The sequence below is a fragment of the Sphingomonas sp. genome (genome assembly GCF_025353885.1).
GTDB lineage: Bacteria > Pseudomonadota > Alphaproteobacteria > Sphingomonadales > Sphingomonadaceae > Sphingomonas_O.
Window position 1 is genome coordinate 1 of sequence record NZ_JANXNX010000102.1, and the last position, 18026, is coordinate 18026.

Below are 18026 nucleotides of genomic sequence, written 5' to 3' on the forward strand. Positions count from 1 at the left end.
CACCAAGTCGGCGCGCGTCGAGGGCGTCATCTTCGGTCGCGTCAAGGGCGGCTTCACGGTCGATCTGTCGGGTGCCGTTGCGTTCCTGCCCGGCAGCCAGGTCGATATCCGCCCCGTGCGCGATGTCACCCCGCTGATGGACATTCCACAGCCTTTCCAGATCCTGAAAATGGATCGCAAACGCGGCAACATCGTCGTGTCGCGTCGTGCCATCCTTGAGGAAACCCGTGCCGAAGCCCGCACCGGTCTCATCTCGACGCTGGCCGAGGGCCAGATCATCGACGGCGTGGTCAAGAACATCACCGATTACGGTGCGTTCGTCGACCTGGGCGGCATCGACGGCCTGCTCCACGTTACCGACATGAGCTACAAGCGCGTCCAGCATCCTTCGGAAATGATCAACATCGGTGACACGGTGAAGGTCCAGATCGTCCGGATCAACAAGGACACGCAGCGCATCTCGCTCGGCATGAAGCAGCTTGAGAGCGATCCGTGGGAGGGCGCAGAAGCCAAATATCCGATCGGCGCGAAGCTGAGCGGACGGGTGACGAACATCACCGAATATGGCGCGTTCGTCGAGCTGGAAGCGGGTATCGAGGGCCTGGTCCATGTGTCGGAAATGAGCTGGACCAAGAAGAACGTCCATCCTGGCAAGATCGTATCGACCAGCCAGGAAGTCGAGGTCATCGTCCTGGAAGTCGACAGCGAAAAGCGTCGCGTTTCGCTTGGCCTCAAGCAGGCCATCTCGAACCCATGGGAAGCGTTCGCCGCCGACCATCCGGTCGGTTCGACCGTCGAAGGCGAAGTCAAGAATGCCACCGAATTCGGCCTGTTCGTCGGCCTGGATGGCGACGTCGACGGCATGGTCCACATGTCCGACATCGCATGGGGCATCTCGGGCGAGGACGCGTTGAACCTGCATCGCAAGGGTGAGACGGTTTCGGCCATCGTGCTCGACATCGATGCTGAAAAGGAGCGTATCTCGCTCGGCATGAAGCAGCTTGAAAAGGGTGCACCTGCCGTGGGCAGCACGACGGCGGCTTCGGGTCTTGCCAAGAATTCGGTCATCACGGTGACTGTCCTTGAAGTGCGCGATGGCGGGCTTGAAGTTCAGGCTGGTGACGATGGCGTGACAGGCTTCATCAAGCGCACCGACCTTGGGCGCGACCGCGACGAGCAGCGTCCGGAGCGTTTCCAGGCTGGTCAGAAATTCGATGCCATGGTTATCGGGTTCGACCGGTCGAAGAAGCCCAACTTCTCGGTCAAGGCCATGCAGATGGCCGAAGAGAAGCAGGCCGTCGCGCAATACGGTTCGTCCGATTCGGGTGCGTCGCTTGGCGACATTCTGGGCGAAGCATTGAAAGCACGCGACGAAAAGAAGTAGGATTTCGAAGCCCGGGTTTGTTCGCATCTGCGAGACAAGCCCGGGTTTTTCGATTGAGATTTCGAACTGCAATGGTATTAACCTGGATCAGTTCGCCCGTTTTGGCGACGACAGGAGACGACTGTGATTCGTTCCGAACTCGTTGAAATGCTTGCATCCGATCATCCCGACCTTGCGCTGCGCGATGTCGAGCGGATCGTGACGTCGTTCTTCAACGAAATTTCCGCGCAACTTGCCAAGGGCGGGCGCGTCGAACTCCGCGGCTTCGGCGCTTTCTCCAGCCGCGCGCGCACCGAACGCGTCGGTCGCAACCCCCGCACCGGCGATGCCGTCGACATCGCCGCCAAACGCGTGCCGTATTTCAAGCCCGGCAAGGAAATGCGCGAACGTTTGAACGTCTGATTGTGTTCGGGAGAGGGGCGCGTACCCCGACACCCGTATAGGTCCCGGCCTTCGCCGGGGTGACGGGAAATTGGCTAGCTGCGCGCCTGCGCCAGCGCAGGGCCCGCCAGCGCACCCACAGTGCCGAAGTCGAAATAGGTCCGCCGCGAGTATTTGTTGCAGAAATAGGAACAATAAGTCGTGTGGCATCGCGCCGGGCCCGACTGAACCGCGAAATCGCCAGAAAGAATGTTGCCGAGCGTGGTCTGCGCGCTGCACCGGTGGACCGCGCCATCGGGCTGGATCGCCACGAACCGGTGCCCGGCATCGCAGTCATGGCCGACGAAACGACGTTTCTGCGCGAGGAGTTCGTCGTCGTAGAGCGGCCAGATCGTCGGTTGTTCGCTGACGTCATTTTCGAGCCGGTCATAGCCCAGCCGCGCCCATGCCGCCGCTCCGCGAAATATCGAGCGTTCGGTGTCGGTATAGTCATCGGGGTAAATGCCGCCTTCGGCCGGGCCGCGCAGCATCTTTGGAACGGGGCGAAACCCCGACGGCTCAAGGGCGCGCACGATCGTGTCATAGTCGGCGAGCACCGCCGGCGTCGCGACGACCGACACCATCACGGCGCTCTGAAACTTCGCGAGATGTTCCAGATTGTCCAGAAATACAGTCCAGCCCTGCCCCCGGATGCGCTGTTCGGGATGGATCGCGGCATGGATCAGGCTGATCCGCGCGGGGTCGACCTGTTCGGCAAAGGACCGGATCGACCGCTGGCTGAGGTTGGTGTTGAGCGACAGATAATGGTTCCGGCTGAGGCCGACGCACAGCCGCGTGAATTCTGGATAGAGCGTCGGTTCGCCGCCCGTGACGTGCAACAGCCAGGTCCGCCCGGTGCCGTCGAACGCATCGATCCATTCGCTGGCGCTCGGCAAGCCCTTGATTTTCGCGCCCAGCGATTCGGGCGAGAAAAAGCAGTAGCCGCAGCGGTAGTTGCAGCTGTCGAGCAGCTTCCAGTCCGCCTCGATGTCGTATTTCATTATGGGTGCGTATCACATTGGCAAAGCGTGCGCCGCACTTTTGCCGGTAATTCCGTTTCAGGGGTTGACGCGGACGCTGGTCGGCCCCTTCTGTCGCCATGCGCGGACGTGGCGAAATCGGTAGACGCAGCAGACTTAAAATCTGCTTTCCGTATGGAAGTGCGGGTTCAAGTCCCGCCGTCCGCACCAGTGCCTGCGCCGGGCTAGTGCTTGCCCTGGCGCTGACGGGCTGCGGGGGCAGTCATCGGGACGACGTACTGGTGGCCAGCGTCATCGGCGACGTGCCGCGCGTGGCTGACCCTGATCGCGCCAGGCTCACGCCGTCCAGTACGGTGCTGATCCGCGCGACGCGGCAGGGGCTGGTCGCGTTTGACGGCAATGGCCAGGTCGAACCCGCGCTTGCCGAAAGCTGGACCTTTACCAAGGATGGCCTGAGTGCGATCTTTCGATTGCGGCGGTTGCGCTGGGCCAATGGCGGCGAGGTGACGGGGCGCGAGGTGGCGGCGAGCCTGAACCGGGCGATAGCATCGAACAGCCGCAACACACTGAAACCATTGTTGTCTTCGGTCGAAACGGTGATCGGGATGACCGATCGCGTCGTCGAAATCCGGCTGAAGGTGCCGCGCCCCAATCTTCTGGAACTGCTGGCCCAGCCCGAACTGGCGATTCGTCGGGGCGGTTCAGGGACCGGGCCGTGGGTGATGGTGGACGCGATTCCCCACGGCGTGCGGCTGCGTCCGGTCAAGGATGACGATGACCCTGCGACCGACGAAATCGTGATGCCGCCGATCCGCGAGGTCTTGCTGCGCGGAGAGCGTGCGGGCGTCGCGATTGCGCGCTTCATGGCGGCGCGCGGCGGGTATGTGACGGGGGGGACGCTGGGCAACTGGCCGGTGGCTCAGGCCGCGGGATTGAAGTCGGGCGTGGTCAGGTTCGATCCCGCGGAGGGGCTGTTTGGGCTGGCGGTGATGCGCGGGTCACCGGCCCTGCAGGATGCCGCCCTGCGCAATGCGCTGTCGATGGCGATCAACCGCGAGGCGCTGGTGACGGGGTTTGGCCTGGCCGGGTCCGGAGCGGGGCGCTGGCGGGCGATCGACCGGCTGCTGCCGACCCAGATGGACAGCGCGCAATTGCCCGCCGCGCCTGCGTGGAGCACGGCGTCGCTGGTCGATCGCCGGATCGAGGCGCGACGCCTGGTGGCAAAGGCCGCCGCAGTGCCGGTGCTGCGCGTGGCGCTGCCCGCAGGACCGGGGATGACAGTGCTGTTTGCGCGACTGGCGGCGGACTGGCGCGCCATTGGGGTCTCGGTAGTGCGGGTCGCCGCCAATGCCGATGCCGACCTGCGCCTGATCGACGAGGTTGCGCCCAACGCCAGTGCGAACTGGTATCTGACGCGAACAAGCTGCGATGCCGGGCTGGCCTGCGACACGGGCGTCGATGCCGCGCTGAAGGCGTCGCGCGCGGCCCCCGATCTGGCCGGGCGGGCGGTGCAGATTGCCACGGCGGACGCGGCGGCGGCGGCAGCGGCGGCCTATATTCCACTGGCGACGCCGGTGCGCTGGTCGCTGGTCGATCCAGCGCTGACGGGGTTCCATGAGAACAGCTTTGCGGTCCATCCGCTCGCTGAACTGCGGCTGCCCCGGAACTGACCCGACGCAGCCGATCTGGCGGCGACGCGTTGACCCCTTATATACGGTGCTGGGAGATTGTTATGGCCGATGCGAGAATGCCCGATTTCGACGCACTGACCCGCAAAATCGGGTTGGGCGGGACCGACCCTGCCTCGGTCCGCAACCGCATCCAGAAGCTGGAGCACCTGCTGGAGGGTCTCTTCGTCATTCCCGGCACCAAGCAACGGCTGGGGCTGGACGTCATCCTCGACATCATTCCCGTCGGCGGCGGCGTGATCAGCGCGATCATGGGCGGCTATATGGTCTGGGAAGCGCGCAACCTGGGCATGCCCAAGCACGCCTATGCGCGGATGGCGGGCAATGTCGGGCTGGACGCGCTATTCGGCATCATCCCATTCGTCGGCGCGATCCCCGATTTCTTCTTTCGGTCGAACACCCGCAACCTGAAGATCATCAAGAAACACCTCGACCGCCACCACCCCAGCACCGCCATTATCGACGGGTAGCGCCGCGCCAGATCTTGAGGGGCAAGCCTGACGCCTGACCCCCGCCCTGTTCGCAGCGTCGGGTGCGAAAGCGGGTGTCGAGACACAGCCAGATCTCGTCGAGCCAGCCATCCCTGGTCGTCGTGACGCGTACCGCATCGGGTGTCAGCCCGCGATTGGCGCGCGCGAACGCGGACGCGAACCGGCCGACGGTCAGTCCCGACTGGCGTGACAGGCGGTTCATGTCGGGATAGCGCAATGCCGCATACAGGCGCGTCGAGGTGCGGAAATAATCGTCCGCGCTGCCGGTCATGCAACTGCCGTGCTTGGCATATTCGTGCTGTAACAACTGCGCCGACGGCGTGGCGCACAGGTTCGCGCGGATCGTCGCCTCTGACAGCAGCGGCACCGCCCGGCAATATTGCGGCCAGTCCTTGCCCGCGCCATCGGGCCACAGGCCATGCAGCGTGAAGCCGAAGCGGTTATCGGACCCGCACTGGAAAGACATCGGATCGCCGCGTTTGCAATATTGCGGACCCCAGGTCAGCGCCAGCGTGTAGCTGGCGATCGGCAGCACGCGGCGCGGCGTGTCCTGGTCAGGCGTGTCGGCATGCGGACGCGGCACGGCGGCGGGCACCGCGCAACTGACCGCCTGGGCCAGCGCCACCGTGGGGATTGCCAGACTAAGCCAGAGCGAAGTCCAGACCGATATCAGCCGCCGGGGCGCTTTGCGTGAGACGTCCAACCGATACATAGGTCACTCCTGTTTCCGCGATGGCGCGAATGGTGTCGAGACGGACGCCGCCCGAGGCTTCGGTGGGAACACGACCTGCGACCAGTGCGACCGCCTGGCGCAAGGTCGCGGGGTTCATGTTGTCCAGCAGCAGGTGGGTCGCGCCCGCGGCAATGGCCTCGGCAACCTGATCGATGCGGTCGACCTCGACAATGACCCGGACAATCCCGGCGGCGACGGCGCGGCGGGTGGCTTCGCCGACCGAACCGGCGACGGCGACATGATTGTCCTTGATCATCGCCGCGTCGTCCAGCCGCATCCGGTGATTGGTCGCACCGCCCATGCGCGTCGCATATTTTTCCAGCACGCGCAGGCCCGGAATGGTCTTGCGTGTGTCGAGCAGGATGCAGCCCGTCCCGGCAATCGCATCGACATAAGTGCGCGTCATCGTCGCGATGCCCGACAGGTGCTGAACAGTGTTGAGCGCCGACCGTTCGGCGGTCAGCAGCGCGCGCGCATTGCCGCCCACGCGCATCAGATCGGTTCCGGCCGCAACCTGCGCGCCCTCCCCGACCAATATTGCGATGTCCGCCGCCGGGTCGAGCGCACGAAAAAACGCCTCGGCCAACGGCAACCCGGCAACGGTGATCGGGTCGCGGCTGTCCATCACGCCGCTGAAGCGCGCGCCGGCGGGAATGACCGCGGCGGCGGTAATGTCGCCATGATCGCCAAGGTCTTCGGCAAGCGTCGCCGCGACGAATGCCGACAGGTCAAAGCGGTCGAGGTGAAAGGCGGGACGGCGGGCGGGCGTAGCGGCGGCTTGCATGCGCGCCGCTTAGCGTGGACGATGGGGAACCCGCAATCCCGCGAAACGCTGTATCGACATGCTGACATCGCAACAATCGGATCAAACGGCAATCAGGCCGCGCATTATGGCCGCCTGCGGGTCGGCGCTGATCACCGCGGCGCTGGGCTATGCGCTGCTGGCGGGCTTCGGCGTGGTCCCCGCCCAACCATCGGTGCGCGAACTGGACGTATTCAATATCATGCCCGAACCGCCGGTTCCCCCGGTCCGCAAACCGCCACCGCCAAAGCGCGCCCATAAGGATGGTGCGTCGGGAGCGCCGGCCCTGCGCGCGAAACCGACCGAGATCGTCGCACCGCCGCCGCTGCTGCCCGTGGTGCCGGCGATCGCGGTTGCGAAAACACCGGGGGTCGGTGCCGCCAGTTCGCAGGGCGCATCGTCGCAGGCAGGCCCCGGCGATGGTGGCGGCGGCAACGGCAATGGGGACGGCGACGGCGACGGCGGCGAAACCCCACCCGAACACCGCAGCGGACGCATCAAGGATTCGGACTTCCCGCGCGCCGCGTTCGAAGCAGGCCGAGGGGGAACGGTATCGGTGGAATATACAGTGACGAGCAAGGGGCGCGCGACGGGGTGTTCGGTCACGCGATCGTCGGGGAATGATGAACTCGACCGGACGACATGCCGCCTGATCGAGGAGCGGTTCCGCTTTTCACCGTCGCGCGATGCGCGTGGAAATGCGGTCGATTCGACTATCGTCGAAAATCATAGCTGGGCCGTCCAGCATGCTGAACGGCCCAGCGATTAAGTCGTCAACTTAACGGCAGCGATTCTTGGCAGTGATCGTGCGGTCGATGGCACGGCCGCCCAGTGCACCGGCACCGGCACCCGCGATCGTGCCGAGCAGTCCACCGCCGACGGCATTACCGAGCACAGCACCACCGACGCCGCCAGCGATCAAGCCGGTTGTTCCGCTCGAATGACGGCAGCTCCGCGTGCGGTTGTAATAGCGACCGTCACGACCGCGATAGACCTTTGCCCTTGCTTCGGCGACATTGTGGCCCGGGCCGATCGGCATGACGACGGCGGCGGGGACCGAAACGGCCAGCGCGGCGAGGCTGAGGATAATTTTACGCATAGTTGAATCCTGTTCTGACAAAGATGACGATGACGAAACGTCCCGTCGGGGGGTTGAGTTGCAACTGTTACGGTATCTCCAAGCTGAACGTGTCGTTGTCGAGCGTTTAGGTCAACCGAATGGTTTTAGTAGGGGAAGTTTTGTTTGGGTATCGTCCGCCACCGTTCGTCACCCCCGGCGCAGGTCGGGGTGACGGGATTGGTGGCCTACGTTGACGCGTTTATCGCGGCCCACCCAGATCACCCTGCCCGACCGTCGCGCCCGCCATTTCCAGCATCCGGTCGAGCGACCTCTTTGCCCGCAGCCGCAGCCCCTCTTCCATCTCGATGCGGGGTGCCAGGTCGCGGAGCGCGACGTACAGTTTCTCCATCGTGTTCAACGCCATGTACGGGCAGATATTGCAGTTGCAATTCCCGTCGGCCCCCGGCGCGCCGATGAAATGCTTGTGCGGCAACGCGATTTCCATCTGGTGCATGATGTGGGGTTCGGTCGCGACGATCAGCGTGTCGCCGGGCATCGACTTAGCATAGTCGAGGATCCCGCTGGTCGAGCCGACGTAATCGGCATGGTCGACGATATGCGCCGGACATTCGGGATGGGCGGCGACCGGCGACCCCGGATGCTGAGCCTTCAGCTTCAGCAATTCAGTCTCGCTGAATGCCTCGTGCACGATGCAGACGCCGGGCCATAGCAGCATCTCGCGCCCCGTCTTGCGCGCCAGATAACCGCCGAGATGCTTGTCGGGACCGAAAATGATTTTCTGGTCCTTCGGGATCTGCGCCAGGATTTTTTCGGCGGACGAGCTGGTGACGATGATGTCGGACAGCGCCTTCACCTCTGCCGAACAGTTGATGTACGTCAGCGCGATGTGATCGGGGTGCGCGGCGCGGAACGCGGCGAAGGCGGCGGGCGGACATGAATCCTCCAGGCTGCAACCGGCGTCCATGTCGGGCAGCACCACGATTTTCTGGGGCGACAGGATTTTTGCGGTCTCGGCCATGAAACGCACGCCGCAAAAAGCGATGACATCGGCGTCGGTCCCCTGCGCCTTGCGGCTGAGGTCGAGGCTGTCACCGACGAAATCGGCAAGGTCCTGCAATTCGGGGCGCTGGTAATAATGCGCGAGGATGACGGCGTTCTTCTCCTTGCGGAGGCGCTCGATCTCGGCGCGGAGGTCAAGGCCCGCGGGGGTTCCGGTGATTGCGTTCATATCGTGTCGTCCCGTGTGTAGGGGGGTCGATTTAGGGGGTCCGGTGCGGTTCGGAAAGGGTGTTGCGATATTCGTCACCCTGGCGAAGGCCGGGGTGACGAAATTGCGCGATTACCGCACATCCTCCAGCACGCGCGCCAGCGATCGGCTTTCGTCCCAGCGTTCGTTCGACACGCCCCCGTCGGTGGGAAAATGAACGACGATATTTGCGTCGCCAATCCCCGCCGCGGCCAGCGGTGCCCGCAGCAACGCGGCCAGCGCGACGCGGGCATTGTCACGGGCCTTTGACAGGTTCTCGGGCTTGGTGGCGGCGGTTTGTGCGACCCTGACTGCCTGGGTCGATGACATCCTGCTCATCGCATCATAGGCCGCCGACGTTATGAAGATGCCCCGGCGACGCACCATCATTCGTGTCTCATCGACGTTGGCGGGCGCAACGGTCACTTCGGGAACGCGGATCGACAGGGTGCGCGACTTTGGGTTCCAGATGTAGCTCTGGAGCGAAAGCGTGGACAGATCGACGAAATAATCGACCGAATAGGGTGCCTTGATGACCTGGTCCGAATTGAGCAGGCCGAAACCACGGCGGTCGGTCGCGACGGCCTGGACGGTGCCGGACAACGTGCCGACCTTTAGCGCGCTCGTCTTGCCGAACGTGGCGGTGACGACTTTAGACAGGGCCAGCGTATCGTCGCGGGCAATGGTGTAGCGTTCGACATAGCGCTCGTAACCGAAATAGCCCCCGACGGTCAGAATTGCCAGAATGACAATGAATGTCAGGGTTTTAGGCATTGCTGTCCACGCGCCATGACGACCCGTCGCGGGCGGTCTTCCCGCGATTTTCGAGCTCGATCAGATGGGCAAGCACTGACCGGCCCGCCGCCGGATACAGCCGCTTGTCTACGCCCGCGTACATGCGCGGCACCATGTCCTCGATCAGCCGCACGCCTTGTCCGACCAGGCGCAGAATCTGGCCCTCACGTTGTTTGCGATGTCCGGCAAGGCCGCGCGCGAAACGCTGGGGGTTGGTGACGGGTTCGCCATGCGCGGGGTAATAGATGGCGTCGGTGCGCGCTATGAGCTTGTCGAGGCTCGCCATATAGTCCGCCATGTCGCCGTCGGGGGGCGAGACGACGGTGGTCGACCAGCCCATGACGTGATCGCCGGTGAACAGCGCGTCTTCCTCGACCAGCGCGTAGCAGAGATGGTTGGAGGTATGGCCGGGCGTCGCGACCGCTGCGAGCGTCCAGTCGGGGCCGGTCAGCCGTTCGCCGTCGACCAGCACACGATCGGGTGCATAATCCGGGTCGAACGATGCGTCGGCGCGGGGGCCGGTGTCGTCGATGGTGAGCGGGGCGCAGCCGATGATCGGAGCTCCGGTTGCGGCACTGAGCGGGCGGGCGCCGGAGCTATGGTCCCGGTGGGTGTGGGTGCAGACGATCGCGGTGATGCGCGCACCGGTCGTGGCGGTCAGAATGGCGGCGATATGGTCGGGGTCGGCCGGGCCGGGATCGATGATCGCGACGTCGCCGGTGCCGACGATATAAGTCTGGGTGCCCGTATAGGTGAACGGCGAAGGGTTGGGCGCGAGCAGGCGGCGGACCAGCGGGCTGAGGGTCTGGGCGATGTCGGTGGCCTGCGGGTCCATGCAGTGCATGTGGCGTGTGGAGCCGCGGTGTGCAATCCCGCGCCAATGTGTCGGGTTTCTTGACACTTCGCGACGGGGTTAATTACGGTTAATCATCGTGGGCCGCGGAAATTGGCGCATTTTGTGAACTGGCACGAGGTGTGCATCTATGTCCGCGTCCCAACGGTGGTGTCCCCCACCGAATTGAGTGACGGGTCGGTTCCGCTTCCCTGGTCTCGCGAACCGACCCGTCCTCGCCCGGACTTTCCCGCCTTCATCGACAGATCGTCAGGTCAGGCCGCCTCGCTCTTTCCAAACAGCGTGTGCAATTCGCCGGCCTCGTACATCTCCATCATGATGTCGCTGCCGCCGACGAATTCGCCCTTTACATACAGCTGGGGAATGGTCGGCCAGTCGCTATAGTGCTTGATGCCCTGGCGGATGCCCTGATCCTGCAGCACGTCGACCGTTTCGTAATCGACGCCAAGATGGTCGAGGATGCTGATTGCCTTGCTGGAAAAGCCGCACTGCGGGAACAGCGGCGTGCCCTTCATGAACAGCACGACGTCATTGGTCTTTACGAGATCGGCGATACGCGCCTGGGCTTCGTCGGTCATGGTTCGGTCCTTATCCTGGTACGGCTGTGGTCAGTTGAAGCGCGTGGAGCACGCCGCCCATGCGGCCACCCAGCGCGGAATATACCGCCTGATGCTGCTTGACGCGCGGCATCCCAGCAAAGCTCGCCGCCGTGACGCGGGCGGCATAATGGTCGCCGTCACCCGCCAAGTCGGTGATCTCGACCGCGGCATCGGGGATCGCGGCAACAATCATGGCCTCGATATCGGTGGCCGTCATTGGCATTATTCGGACGCCATAAGCTGGCGGCGCGCCTCGACCGTCTTGGCGGACAGGGCTTCGCGAACGGTCGCGTCGTCGGTCTCGACCCCTGCCGCCAGCATGTCGCCCAACAGCTTGCGGATGACATCGTCGTCGCCCGCTTCCTCGAAATCGGCCTGGACGACGCTGGTCGCGTAGGAGCCGGTTTCCTCAGGGGTCAACTTCATCAGCTCGGCGGCCCAGACGCCGACCAGCCGATTGCGCCGGGCAGTGATGCGAAAGGCCATGTCCTCGTCACGCGCAAATTTGGTTTCGAACGCGCGCTCGCGGTCGTCGAATGTGGTCATGGCGGCCCTCGTCGCTGTTCAGTCAGGTGCCAGAGATAGGCAGCGCCGCCTGCTTGCGCAATGTCAGTCCGCAACCTTGACGACCAGCTTGCCGATCGCCTCGCGCCGCGCCAGGCGAGCAATCGCCTCGCCGCCCTGTTCAAAGGGCAGGATGGCGCTGATCACCGGGCTGATCTCGCCGGTTGCCCACAGTCGGAACAGGCGTGCCATATGGGCGGCGTGTGCCGAAGGTTCGCGCGCGGCGAACGCGCCCCAGAACACGCCGCACACGTCACAACTTTTCAACAGGGTCAGGTTCAGTGGCAGGCGGGGAATGCCAGCGGGGAAACCGACAACGAGGTAGCGCCCCTCCCACGCGATCGACCGCAAAGCTGGTTCACAATAGTCACCACCGACCGCGTCGTAGATGACGTCCGCACCGTTCTTGCCCAGGACGGCCTTGAACTGGTCGGCCAATGCCTTTGACTGATCCTTGTCGAACGGCGCGCGGCCATAGACGATGGTTTCGTGCGCGCCAGCCGTACGCGCGGCGACGGCTTTTTCCGCGCTGGAAACCGCAGCGACGACGCGCGCGCCAAAGGCGACGCCTAGTTCGACCGCAGCCAGGCCAACGCCGCCCGCAGCGCCAAGCACCAGCAGGGTCTCCCCCTCTTTCAGGCGCCCGCGATCGACCAGCGCGTGGATCGAGGTGGCATAGGTCATCATGAACGCCGCCCCCTCCTCAAAGCTGCGTTCCGTCGGCAGCTTGTAGGCTGAAGTGGCTGCAACCGCGATCTTTTCGACCAGCCCGCCATGGCCGGTCACGGCGATCACGCGGTCACCGACGGCAAAGCCGGTGACGCCTTCGCCCAAACCTTCGACCACCCCGGCGATTTCCGAACCCGGCGCAAAGGGGCGCTGAGGCTTCATCTGATATTTGTCCTCGATGATCAGGACGTCGGGATAATTCATCGCGCACGCCTTCACCGCGACCAGCAACTGGCCGGGCCCGGCGACCGGCGCGGCGATCTCGCTCATCACCAGCATCTCGGGGCCGCCCACAGTGTTCGACAACAACGCCCTCATGCCTTCAGCCTTTCCTGCGCAGCCATGGCCGAACGTTGGCCACCACATCCTCATAATTGGTGATTTTCGCCGCGGATGCCAGCGTCAATCCGATCTCGTCGGTGCCGTTCAGCAAACACTCCTTGCGGAACGGATCGATCTCGAAAGTGAACCGATCCTGGAACTGCGTCGTCACCGACTGTTCCTGCAAGTCGATGTGTATCGGATCAGTCAGCGCGACCTCCATCAACCGGTCGATCGCCGCCTGGGGCAAGACCACGGTCAGGATGCCGTTCTTATAGGCGTTTCCAGAGAATATATCGGAAAAGGACGGTGCGATCACCGCCTTTACGCCCATGTCGTCCAGCGCCCATGCCGCATGTTCGCGACTCGACCCGCAGCCGAAATTGTCCCCGGCGATGATCGTCGGAGCACCGGCATATTCGGGATCGTCGAAGACGTTGCCATCCTCGACCCGGACGTTTTCGAACGCGCCTTGGCCCAGCCCCGAACGCGTCACGGTCTTTAACCATTTGGCGGGGATGATGACGTCGGTATCGACGTTCTTGCGCCCGAACGGATAGGCGCGCCCATCGATGGTCGTGAGCCGGTCCATCAATCCGCCGCAGCCGGGAAGGCGGGCAGCTTTGCCACGTCACGCGGGTCGTGCTGGATGATTGCCACCGCTTTCAACGAGGCGGCCAGCTTGCGGAACCGGTCCATCGAAGCCAGAGAATCGGCGCGATTGAAGTTAAAGCCGGGCACCCCGCCCATGTCGAGATTTTCGCGGAAGTGCGCAACGTCGCCCGACAGCAGGACCGGACCCGTGTGGGCAAGGTTGATCAGCAGGCCGTGATGCCCGGGCGTATGGCCCGGCAAGTCGATCATCGTGACGCTGCCGTCGCCAAACACGTCCTTGTCGCCCGAGACGCCCTCGACCGCAGCACCGCCGCCGAACCACGGCGCGAGCGGTTTGGCATCGGCCCCGTTGCTGCCCATTTTCAGCGAGTCATAGTCGCCCTGCCCGATCAACAACCGGGCCTGCGCAAAGCTGGCGGCCTGGCCGATATGGTCGAAATGATAATGGCTGATACCGACAAGCGACACTTGTCCGGGCTTCACGCCGATCGTGGCAAGCTGTTCGACGATCGACAGGCGCAGGGTCGGGCTCATCGGCTTGGCCACGTCGTTCGGGGTATTCTTGACTGCCAGTGGCAGGCCGGTGTCCCACAGCAAGTAGCTGGTGCCGTGTTTGACTAGATAGCAACTGGCAACGAGGTCGCGCGACTGGCCGGGATAGGATCGCGTGTCCGAAAAAGCGTTGAGCATGTTCACATGGACGATACCGCAATCGAGCCGCCACAATTTGTCGGCTGTTGCAGGTGCCGCGACGGCGGAGGGCGCAGGGGCCGCAATGGCGGCGGCCGCGGACAGCAGCCCGGCGGCAACGGCGACCAGCTTGGCAAATCGTTTCATCATGCTTTCTCCATTAAATCACGAACATCGGTCAGGCGCCCGGTGATCGCCGCCGCCGCCGCCATCGCGGGTGACAACAGATGGGTGCGCGCCCCCGGCCCTTGCCGTCCGACGAAATTGCGGTTGCTGGTCGAAGCACAGCGTTCGCCGGGCGGAACCTTGTCGGGGTTCATGCCGAGACACGCCGAACAACCGGGTTCGCGCCATTCCAGACCGGCGTCGATGAAGACGCGGTCCAGGCCCTCCGCCTCGGCCTGGCGCTTCACCAGCCCCGAACCCGGCACGACGATCGCCCATTTGACGCTGTCCGCCTTGTGGCGACCCTTCAGCACGGCGGCGGCGGCGCGCAGATCCTCGATCCGGCTGTTCGTGCAACTGCCGATAAAGATATTCTGGACCGGCACATCGGCCATGCGCATGCCCGCGGTCAGCCCCATATAGGCCAGCGACTTGACCGCCGCCTGCTGCTTGCCGGGATCGGCAAAGCTCATCGGATCGGGAACGACGCCGGTGATCGCCACGACATCCTCCGGGCTGGTCCCCCAGGTGACATTCGGCACGATGTCGGCGGCATCGAGGATGATCGTGCTGTCATAGGTTGCGCCTGCGTCGGTCGGCAGGGTTTGCCAATAGGCAAGTGCTGCGTCCCAGTCGGCACCCTGCGGCGCCATCGGGCGACCCGCGAGATAGGCATAGGTCTTGTCATCGGGGGCAATCAGGCCGGAGCGCGCGCCGCCCTCGATCGCCATATTGCTGACGGTCAGGCGACCCTCGATGCTGAGGTCGCGGATGACCGAGCCGGTGAATTCGATGACATAGCCCGTGCCGCCCGCCGCGCCGATCCTGCCTATGATGGCGAGCACGACGTCTTTCGCGCTGATGCCGAAGCCCAATATGCCATCGACGCGGACTTCCATCGTCTTGGCTGGCTTCAGTTGCAGGGTCTGTGTCGCCAGGACGTGTTCGACCTCGCTGGTGCCGATGCCGAACGCCAGTGCGCCCAATGCGCCATGGGCTGCGGTATGACTGTCGCCGCAAACGAGCGTGGTGCCGGGAAGCGTGAACCCTTGTTCGGGGCCGACGACATGAACGATCCCCTGCGCCGCCGCGATCGCGTCAACGTAAGGGACACCGAATTCGGCGACATTGGCCTCAAGCGTCGCCAGTTGCAGCGCGCTTTCGCGGTCGGCAATCGGCAAGCGCTGGCCATCGGGTCCAACCCGCGGCGTCGTCGGCAGATTATGGTCGGGAACCGCGAGCGTCAGGTCGGGCCGATGGACCGGACGCCCAGCCAGCCGAAGCCCCTCGAACGCCTGTGGGCTGGTGACCTCATGGACCAGATGCCGATCGATATAGATCAGACATGTGCCATCAGGGCGACGTTCGACGACGTGATCGTCCCAGATTTTTTCGTATAATGTTCGGGGTCTGCTGGCCATGCGGTTCCGTAGCGCGACGAAGGAGGATTTGCTAGTTTGCGATGTGGTGTGAGGATTGCTTGCGTCACTCGCCCCGAGGCTGCCGCCGCGCATGGCGCGCCAGCGCGCCCTCGATAAAGGCAACACTATCGTCGAGCACCGGCGCCTTGCCACGGAAAGGCCGAGAGAGCGCCATGACGACGTTCTCGTGGGTCAGCCCATCGTAATTGCGGAACACCACCGGCGCGCCAACCTTTTTCAGCGCCGCAGTCAAGTTGATCGCATTGCGCGGACGAACCTGGGTATCGTTCGTGGCGGTTACCAGCAGCATCGGGGGCGCGTCGGGGCGCACGAAGTTGATCGGCTGGGTTTCCATCGGGCGCGGCCACAGGCTCATCGCCTCGATCGCGCGGCCGGTATAGGGGTAAAAGTCATAGGGCCCACACAGCCCGACCGCCGCCTTTACGATATGCGGATCGACGCCCACGGCCTTTAGCCATTGGGTATCGAGCGCCAGCATCGCGACGGTATAGGCCCCTGCGGAATGCCCCGAAAAGGCAATCCTGTCGGGGTCGCCGCCAAACCGGGCAACATTATCGCGCGTCCATTTGACGGCCTCCGCGCCATCCTGGAGCATGGCGGGAAAGTGGATTTGCGGAACCTTACGATAGTCGGGAACGATGACCACGAACCCCTGCGACGCATAGGCGCGCGCGGCAAACCCATAGTCCTGCCGGGTGCCGTTGACCCAGCCGCCGCCATACCAGAAGATGACCACCGGGCGCGGCGTGGTCGCGTTGCCTACCGGTCGCCACACGTCGAGCGTCTGCCCATGCGTACCAAACGCCACCGCCGTGGCGACGCGCCCGGCTCCCGATGACCCATAGCCCCGGTCGAGCGCGTTGAGCATCCCCGGCGGCGAGCAGGCCGAAACGAGGGTGACAAATATCAACCCGAGGACGACCCGCCATGGCCGGGGATCAACAAATCTAGCATATAATCTTCGCGGGAAGAGGGGCTGGGGTGATCGCGGCGTAAGCATTCAGGCCGTATAGTGTGCCGTCGTTTTCGCCGCCACCTCTTCGGCGGTTACTCCGGGCGCAGTCTCGATCAGTTTGAACGGGGAGGCGTGGTCGGGGCGCGCGAACACGGCGAGGTCGGTGACGATCATGTCGACGACATTCTTGCCGGTCAGCGGCAGGGTGCATTCGGGGATGAACTTCGCACTGCCGTCCTTGGCATTGTGTTCCATCACCACGATAATCTTTTTCACACCGGCGACCAGATCCATCGCGCCGCCCATGCCCTTGATCATCTTGCCGGGAATCATCCAGTTGGCGATGTCGCCGTTCTCTGCGACCTCCATTGCGCCGAGCACGGTCAGGTCGATGTGACCGCCCCGAATCATGGCAAAGCTGTCCGACGAAGAGAAAAAGGAAGACGATGGCAACTGGCTGATCGTCTGTTTGCCCGCGTTGATGAGATCGGCATCGACGTCCTCGTCATAGGGAAACGGGCCGATGCCGAGCATGCCGTTCTCAGACTGGAGCGTGACTTCAACGCCTGCCGGAATATGATTGGCAACCAGCGTCGGAATGCCAATGCCCAGGTTGACGTAATAACCGTCCTTCAGTTCGCGAGCGGCGCGCGCGGCCATTTCGTCGCGGGTCCATGCCATTATGCAGCCTCCCTTGCGGTCACGGTTCGGAACTCGATGCGCTTGTCGTAGGGCGCGCCGCAGAGCAGGCGCTTGATATAGATGCCGGGGACATGGATGGTGTCCGCATCGAGGCTACCGACAGGAACAATCTCTTCGACCTCGGCAACCGTGTGATGGCTGGCGGTGGCCATCGGCTGGTTGAAGTTGCGCGCGGTCTTGCGAAAGATCAAATTGCCTGCCTCATCGGCCTTCCAGCCCTTGATGATCGACAGGTCGGCGACGATGCCGCGCTCCAATATATAGTCCTCGCCGTCGAAATCCTTCACTTCCTTGCCCTCTGCGACCAGCGTTCCAACGCCGGTCTTCGTGTAGAAACCGGGGATGCCCGCGCCCCCTGCCCGGCAGCGTTCGGCGAGTGTTCCCTGTGGGCTGAATTCGACTTCCAGTTCGCCGCTGAGATACTGGCGTTCGAATTCCTTGTTCTCGCCGACGTAGGAAGAGATCATTTTCTTGACCTGGCGCGAACGCAGCAACTTGCCAAGGCCGACGCCGTCGATCCCGGCGTTGTTCGAGGCGATGGTCAGGTCCTTCACCCCGGAAGCCTGGATCGCGTCGATCAAGCGTTCAGGCATTCCCGACAGGCCAAAACCCCCGCAGCAAATCGTCATGCCGTCGTGGAGAAGTCCTTCGAGGGCAGATGTCGCGTCGGGATAAAGCTTTTTCATGAACGGGCGGTCTCCATTATTCGACGCGCTTAACCGCTGGCAATTCCATCGGCAAGCCGTCGACGGGCTTGCCTGCATTGCATCG

The 18026-nt window shown here is 63.7% G+C and carries 22 protein-coding genes and 1 tRNA gene; 6 read left to right on the top strand and 17 right to left on the bottom strand.

All coding sequences use genetic code 11. The features are described from left to right. Together Q0R02_RS10975 and Q0R02_RS10980 are read left to right on the top strand one after the other, a co-directional pair. On the top strand, positions 1–1384 hold a 1384-nt coding region (locus Q0R02_RS10975; protein WP_293883472.1), incomplete at its 5' end, for a 30S ribosomal protein S1. 123 nt (positions 1385–1507) lie between these two features. After that, complete coding sequence (locus Q0R02_RS10980) at positions 1508–1786, top strand: integration host factor subunit beta (protein WP_293883474.1); 279 nt, start codon at positions 1508–1510, stop codon at positions 1784–1786. A 74-nt stretch (positions 1787–1860) separates the two neighbouring features. On the opposite strand, the gene Q0R02_RS10985 is transcribed toward Q0R02_RS10980, so the two are convergent. Then, on the bottom strand, positions 1861–2805 hold the full coding sequence (locus Q0R02_RS10985) for a radical SAM protein (protein WP_293883475.1): 945 nt from the start codon (positions 2803–2805) through the stop codon (positions 1861–1863). A gap of 102 nt (positions 2806–2907) precedes the next feature. Here Q0R02_RS10985 and Q0R02_RS10990 point away from each other — a divergent pair. From Q0R02_RS10990 to Q0R02_RS11000, 3 genes are all read left to right on the top strand, one after another. Continuing rightward, positions 2908–2994, top strand: a tRNA-Leu gene (locus tag Q0R02_RS10990). A gap of 71 nt (positions 2995–3065) precedes the next feature. After that, the gene (locus Q0R02_RS10995; protein ID WP_293883477.1) at positions 3066–4454 is read left to right on the top strand and encodes an ABC transporter substrate-binding protein; all 1389 of its coding nucleotides are present in this window, start codon (positions 3066–3068) and stop codon (positions 4452–4454) included. Positions 4455–4516: 62 nt separating this feature from the next. Then, positions 4517–4942, top strand: a complete 426-nt coding sequence (locus Q0R02_RS11000) for a DUF4112 domain-containing protein (protein WP_293883479.1) — start codon at positions 4517–4519, stop codon at positions 4940–4942. Here the strand turns inward: Q0R02_RS11000 and Q0R02_RS11005 are convergent. Continuing rightward, entirely contained in the window at positions 4929–5675 is a 747-nt protein-coding gene (locus Q0R02_RS11005) for a ribonuclease T (RefSeq protein WP_293883481.1), read from the bottom strand. The genes Q0R02_RS11000 and Q0R02_RS11005 overlap by 14 nt on opposite strands. Next, the gene (gene nadC / locus Q0R02_RS11010; RefSeq protein ID WP_293883483.1) at positions 5605–6480 is read right to left on the bottom strand and encodes a carboxylating nicotinate-nucleotide diphosphorylase; all 876 of its coding nucleotides are present in this window, start codon (positions 6478–6480) and stop codon (positions 5605–5607) included. Before nadC ends, Q0R02_RS11005 begins: the two co-directional genes overlap by 71 nt. Before the next feature lie 58 nt (positions 6481–6538). Between nadC and Q0R02_RS11015 the strand changes: the two genes are divergently transcribed. Then, positions 6539–7267: an energy transducer TonB gene (locus Q0R02_RS11015; RefSeq protein WP_293883485.1), complete on the top strand. Its 729-nt coding sequence runs from the start codon at positions 6539–6541 to the stop codon at positions 7265–7267. Positions 7268–7276: 9 nt separating this feature from the next. On the opposite strand, the gene Q0R02_RS11020 is transcribed toward Q0R02_RS11015, so the two are convergent. The 14 genes from Q0R02_RS11020 to Q0R02_RS11085 form a co-directional block, all read right to left on the bottom strand. Beyond that, complete coding sequence (locus tag Q0R02_RS11020) at positions 7277–7597, bottom strand: hypothetical protein (RefSeq protein ID WP_293883487.1); 321 nt, start codon at positions 7595–7597, stop codon at positions 7277–7279. Positions 7598–7817: 220 nt separating this feature from the next. Further along, positions 7818–8807, bottom strand: a complete 990-nt coding sequence (gene nadA, locus Q0R02_RS11025; RefSeq protein WP_293883489.1) for a quinolinate synthase NadA — start codon at positions 8805–8807, stop codon at positions 7818–7820. A 111-nt stretch (positions 8808–8918) separates the two neighbouring features. Next, on the bottom strand, positions 8919–9599 hold the full coding sequence (locus Q0R02_RS11030) for a DUF4230 domain-containing protein (protein WP_293883491.1): 681 nt from the start codon (positions 9597–9599) through the stop codon (positions 8919–8921). Beyond that, complete coding sequence (locus tag Q0R02_RS11035) at positions 9592–10455, bottom strand: MBL fold metallo-hydrolase (RefSeq protein WP_293883492.1); 864 nt, start codon at positions 10453–10455, stop codon at positions 9592–9594. Before Q0R02_RS11035 ends, Q0R02_RS11030 begins: the two co-directional genes overlap by 8 nt. A 272-nt stretch (positions 10456–10727) precedes the next feature. Continuing rightward, on the bottom strand, positions 10728–11051 hold the full coding sequence (grxD, locus tag Q0R02_RS11040) for a Grx4 family monothiol glutaredoxin (RefSeq protein WP_293883494.1): 324 nt from the start codon (positions 11049–11051) through the stop codon (positions 10728–10730). Positions 11052–11061: 10 nt separating this feature from the next. Next, on the bottom strand, positions 11062–11295 hold the full coding sequence (locus Q0R02_RS11045; protein ID WP_293883496.1) for a BolA family transcriptional regulator: 234 nt from the start codon (positions 11293–11295) through the stop codon (positions 11062–11064). Then, positions 11295–11618 carry a DUF1476 domain-containing protein gene (locus Q0R02_RS11050; protein WP_293883498.1) on the bottom strand — a complete coding sequence of 108 codons (324 nt, stop codon included), beginning with the start codon at positions 11616–11618 and terminating at the stop codon, positions 11295–11297. Before Q0R02_RS11050 ends, Q0R02_RS11045 begins: the two co-directional genes overlap by 1 nt. A 63-nt stretch (positions 11619–11681) precedes the next feature. Continuing rightward, positions 11682–12683 (bottom strand): NADPH:quinone oxidoreductase family protein, encoded by a 1002-nt coding sequence (locus Q0R02_RS11055; RefSeq protein WP_293883500.1) that lies wholly within the window; start codon positions 12681–12683, stop codon positions 11682–11684. Positions 12684–12687: 4 nt separating this feature from the next. Then, complete coding sequence (gene leuD, locus Q0R02_RS11060) at positions 12688–13278, bottom strand: 3-isopropylmalate dehydratase small subunit (protein WP_293883502.1); 591 nt, start codon at positions 13276–13278, stop codon at positions 12688–12690. Continuing rightward, the gene (locus Q0R02_RS11065; RefSeq protein ID WP_293883503.1) at positions 13278–14141 is read right to left on the bottom strand and encodes an N-acyl homoserine lactonase family protein; all 864 of its coding nucleotides are present in this window, start codon (positions 14139–14141) and stop codon (positions 13278–13280) included. Before Q0R02_RS11065 ends, leuD begins: the two co-directional genes overlap by 1 nt. Further along, positions 14138–15577: a 3-isopropylmalate dehydratase large subunit gene (leuC, locus tag Q0R02_RS11070; protein ID WP_293883504.1), complete on the bottom strand. Its 1440-nt coding sequence runs from the start codon at positions 15575–15577 to the stop codon at positions 14138–14140. The genes Q0R02_RS11065 and leuC overlap by 4 nt, the downstream gene beginning before the upstream one ends. Before the next feature lie 64 nt (positions 15578–15641). Beyond that, the gene (locus Q0R02_RS11075) at positions 15642–16466 is read right to left on the bottom strand and encodes an alpha/beta hydrolase (RefSeq protein ID WP_293883572.1); all 825 of its coding nucleotides are present in this window, start codon (positions 16464–16466) and stop codon (positions 15642–15644) included. Positions 16467–16598: 132 nt separating this feature from the next. Continuing rightward, positions 16599–17234: a 3-oxoacid CoA-transferase subunit B gene (locus tag Q0R02_RS11080; protein ID WP_293883506.1), complete on the bottom strand. Its 636-nt coding sequence runs from the start codon at positions 17232–17234 to the stop codon at positions 16599–16601. Next, positions 17234–17941, bottom strand: a complete 708-nt coding sequence (locus Q0R02_RS11085) for a CoA transferase subunit A (RefSeq protein ID WP_293883508.1) — start codon at positions 17939–17941, stop codon at positions 17234–17236. The genes Q0R02_RS11080 and Q0R02_RS11085 overlap by 1 nt, the downstream gene beginning before the upstream one ends. Positions 17942–18026: the final 85 nt, after the last annotated feature.

Excerpts from the sequence above, each read along its gene's own strand:
- nadC (WP_293883483.1), bottom strand. The coding sequence starts at position 6,480 with ATGCAAGCCGCCGCTACGCCCGCCCGCCGTCCCGCCTTTCACCTCGAC.
- leuC (WP_293883504.1), bottom strand. The coding sequence starts at position 15,577 with ATGGCCAGCAGACCCCGAACATTATACGAAAAAATCTGGGACGATCAC.
- Q0R02_RS11055 (WP_293883500.1), bottom strand. The coding sequence starts at position 12,683 with ATGAGGGCGTTGTTGTCGAACACTGTGGGCGGCCCCGAGATGCTGGTG.
- leuD (WP_293883502.1), bottom strand. The coding sequence starts at position 13,278 with ATGGACCGGCTCACGACCATCGATGGGCGCGCCTATCCGTTCGGGCGC.
- Q0R02_RS11080 (WP_293883506.1), bottom strand. The coding sequence starts at position 17,234 with ATGGCATGGACCCGCGACGAAATGGCCGCGCGCGCCGCTCGCGAACTG.
- Q0R02_RS11065 (WP_293883503.1), bottom strand. The coding sequence starts at position 14,141 with ATGATGAAACGATTTGCCAAGCTGGTCGCCGTTGCCGCCGGGCTGCTG.
- Q0R02_RS11015 (WP_293883485.1), top strand. The coding sequence starts at position 6,539 with ATGCTGACATCGCAACAATCGGATCAAACGGCAATCAGGCCGCGCATT.
- Q0R02_RS11020 (WP_293883487.1), bottom strand. The coding sequence starts at position 7,597 with ATGCGTAAAATTATCCTCAGCCTCGCCGCGCTGGCCGTTTCGGTCCCC.
- Q0R02_RS11045 (WP_293883496.1), bottom strand. The coding sequence starts at position 11,295 with ATGCCAATGACGGCCACCGATATCGAGGCCATGATTGTTGCCGCGATC.
- grxD (WP_293883494.1), bottom strand. The coding sequence starts at position 11,051 with ATGACCGACGAAGCCCAGGCGCGTATCGCCGATCTCGTAAAGACCAAT.
- Q0R02_RS11000 (WP_293883479.1), top strand. The coding sequence starts at position 4,517 with ATGGCCGATGCGAGAATGCCCGATTTCGACGCACTGACCCGCAAAATC.
- Q0R02_RS11035 (WP_293883492.1), bottom strand. The coding sequence starts at position 10,455 with ATGGACCCGCAGGCCACCGACATCGCCCAGACCCTCAGCCCGCTGGTC.
- Q0R02_RS11030 (WP_293883491.1), bottom strand. The coding sequence starts at position 9,599 with ATGCCTAAAACCCTGACATTCATTGTCATTCTGGCAATTCTGACCGTC.
- Q0R02_RS11005 (WP_293883481.1), bottom strand. The coding sequence starts at position 5,675 with ATGTATCGGTTGGACGTCTCACGCAAAGCGCCCCGGCGGCTGATATCG.
- Q0R02_RS11085 (WP_293883508.1), bottom strand. The coding sequence starts at position 17,941 with ATGAAAAAGCTTTATCCCGACGCGACATCTGCCCTCGAAGGACTTCTC.
- Q0R02_RS11050 (WP_293883498.1), bottom strand. The coding sequence starts at position 11,618 with ATGACCACATTCGACGACCGCGAGCGCGCGTTCGAAACCAAATTTGCG.
- Q0R02_RS11075 (WP_293883572.1), bottom strand. The coding sequence starts at position 16,466 with ATGCTCAACGCGCTCGACCGGGGCTATGGGTCATCGGGAGCCGGGCGC.
- Q0R02_RS10985 (WP_293883475.1), bottom strand. The coding sequence starts at position 2,805 with ATGAAATACGACATCGAGGCGGACTGGAAGCTGCTCGACAGCTGCAAC.
- nadA (WP_293883489.1), bottom strand. The coding sequence starts at position 8,807 with ATGAACGCAATCACCGGAACCCCCGCGGGCCTTGACCTCCGCGCCGAG.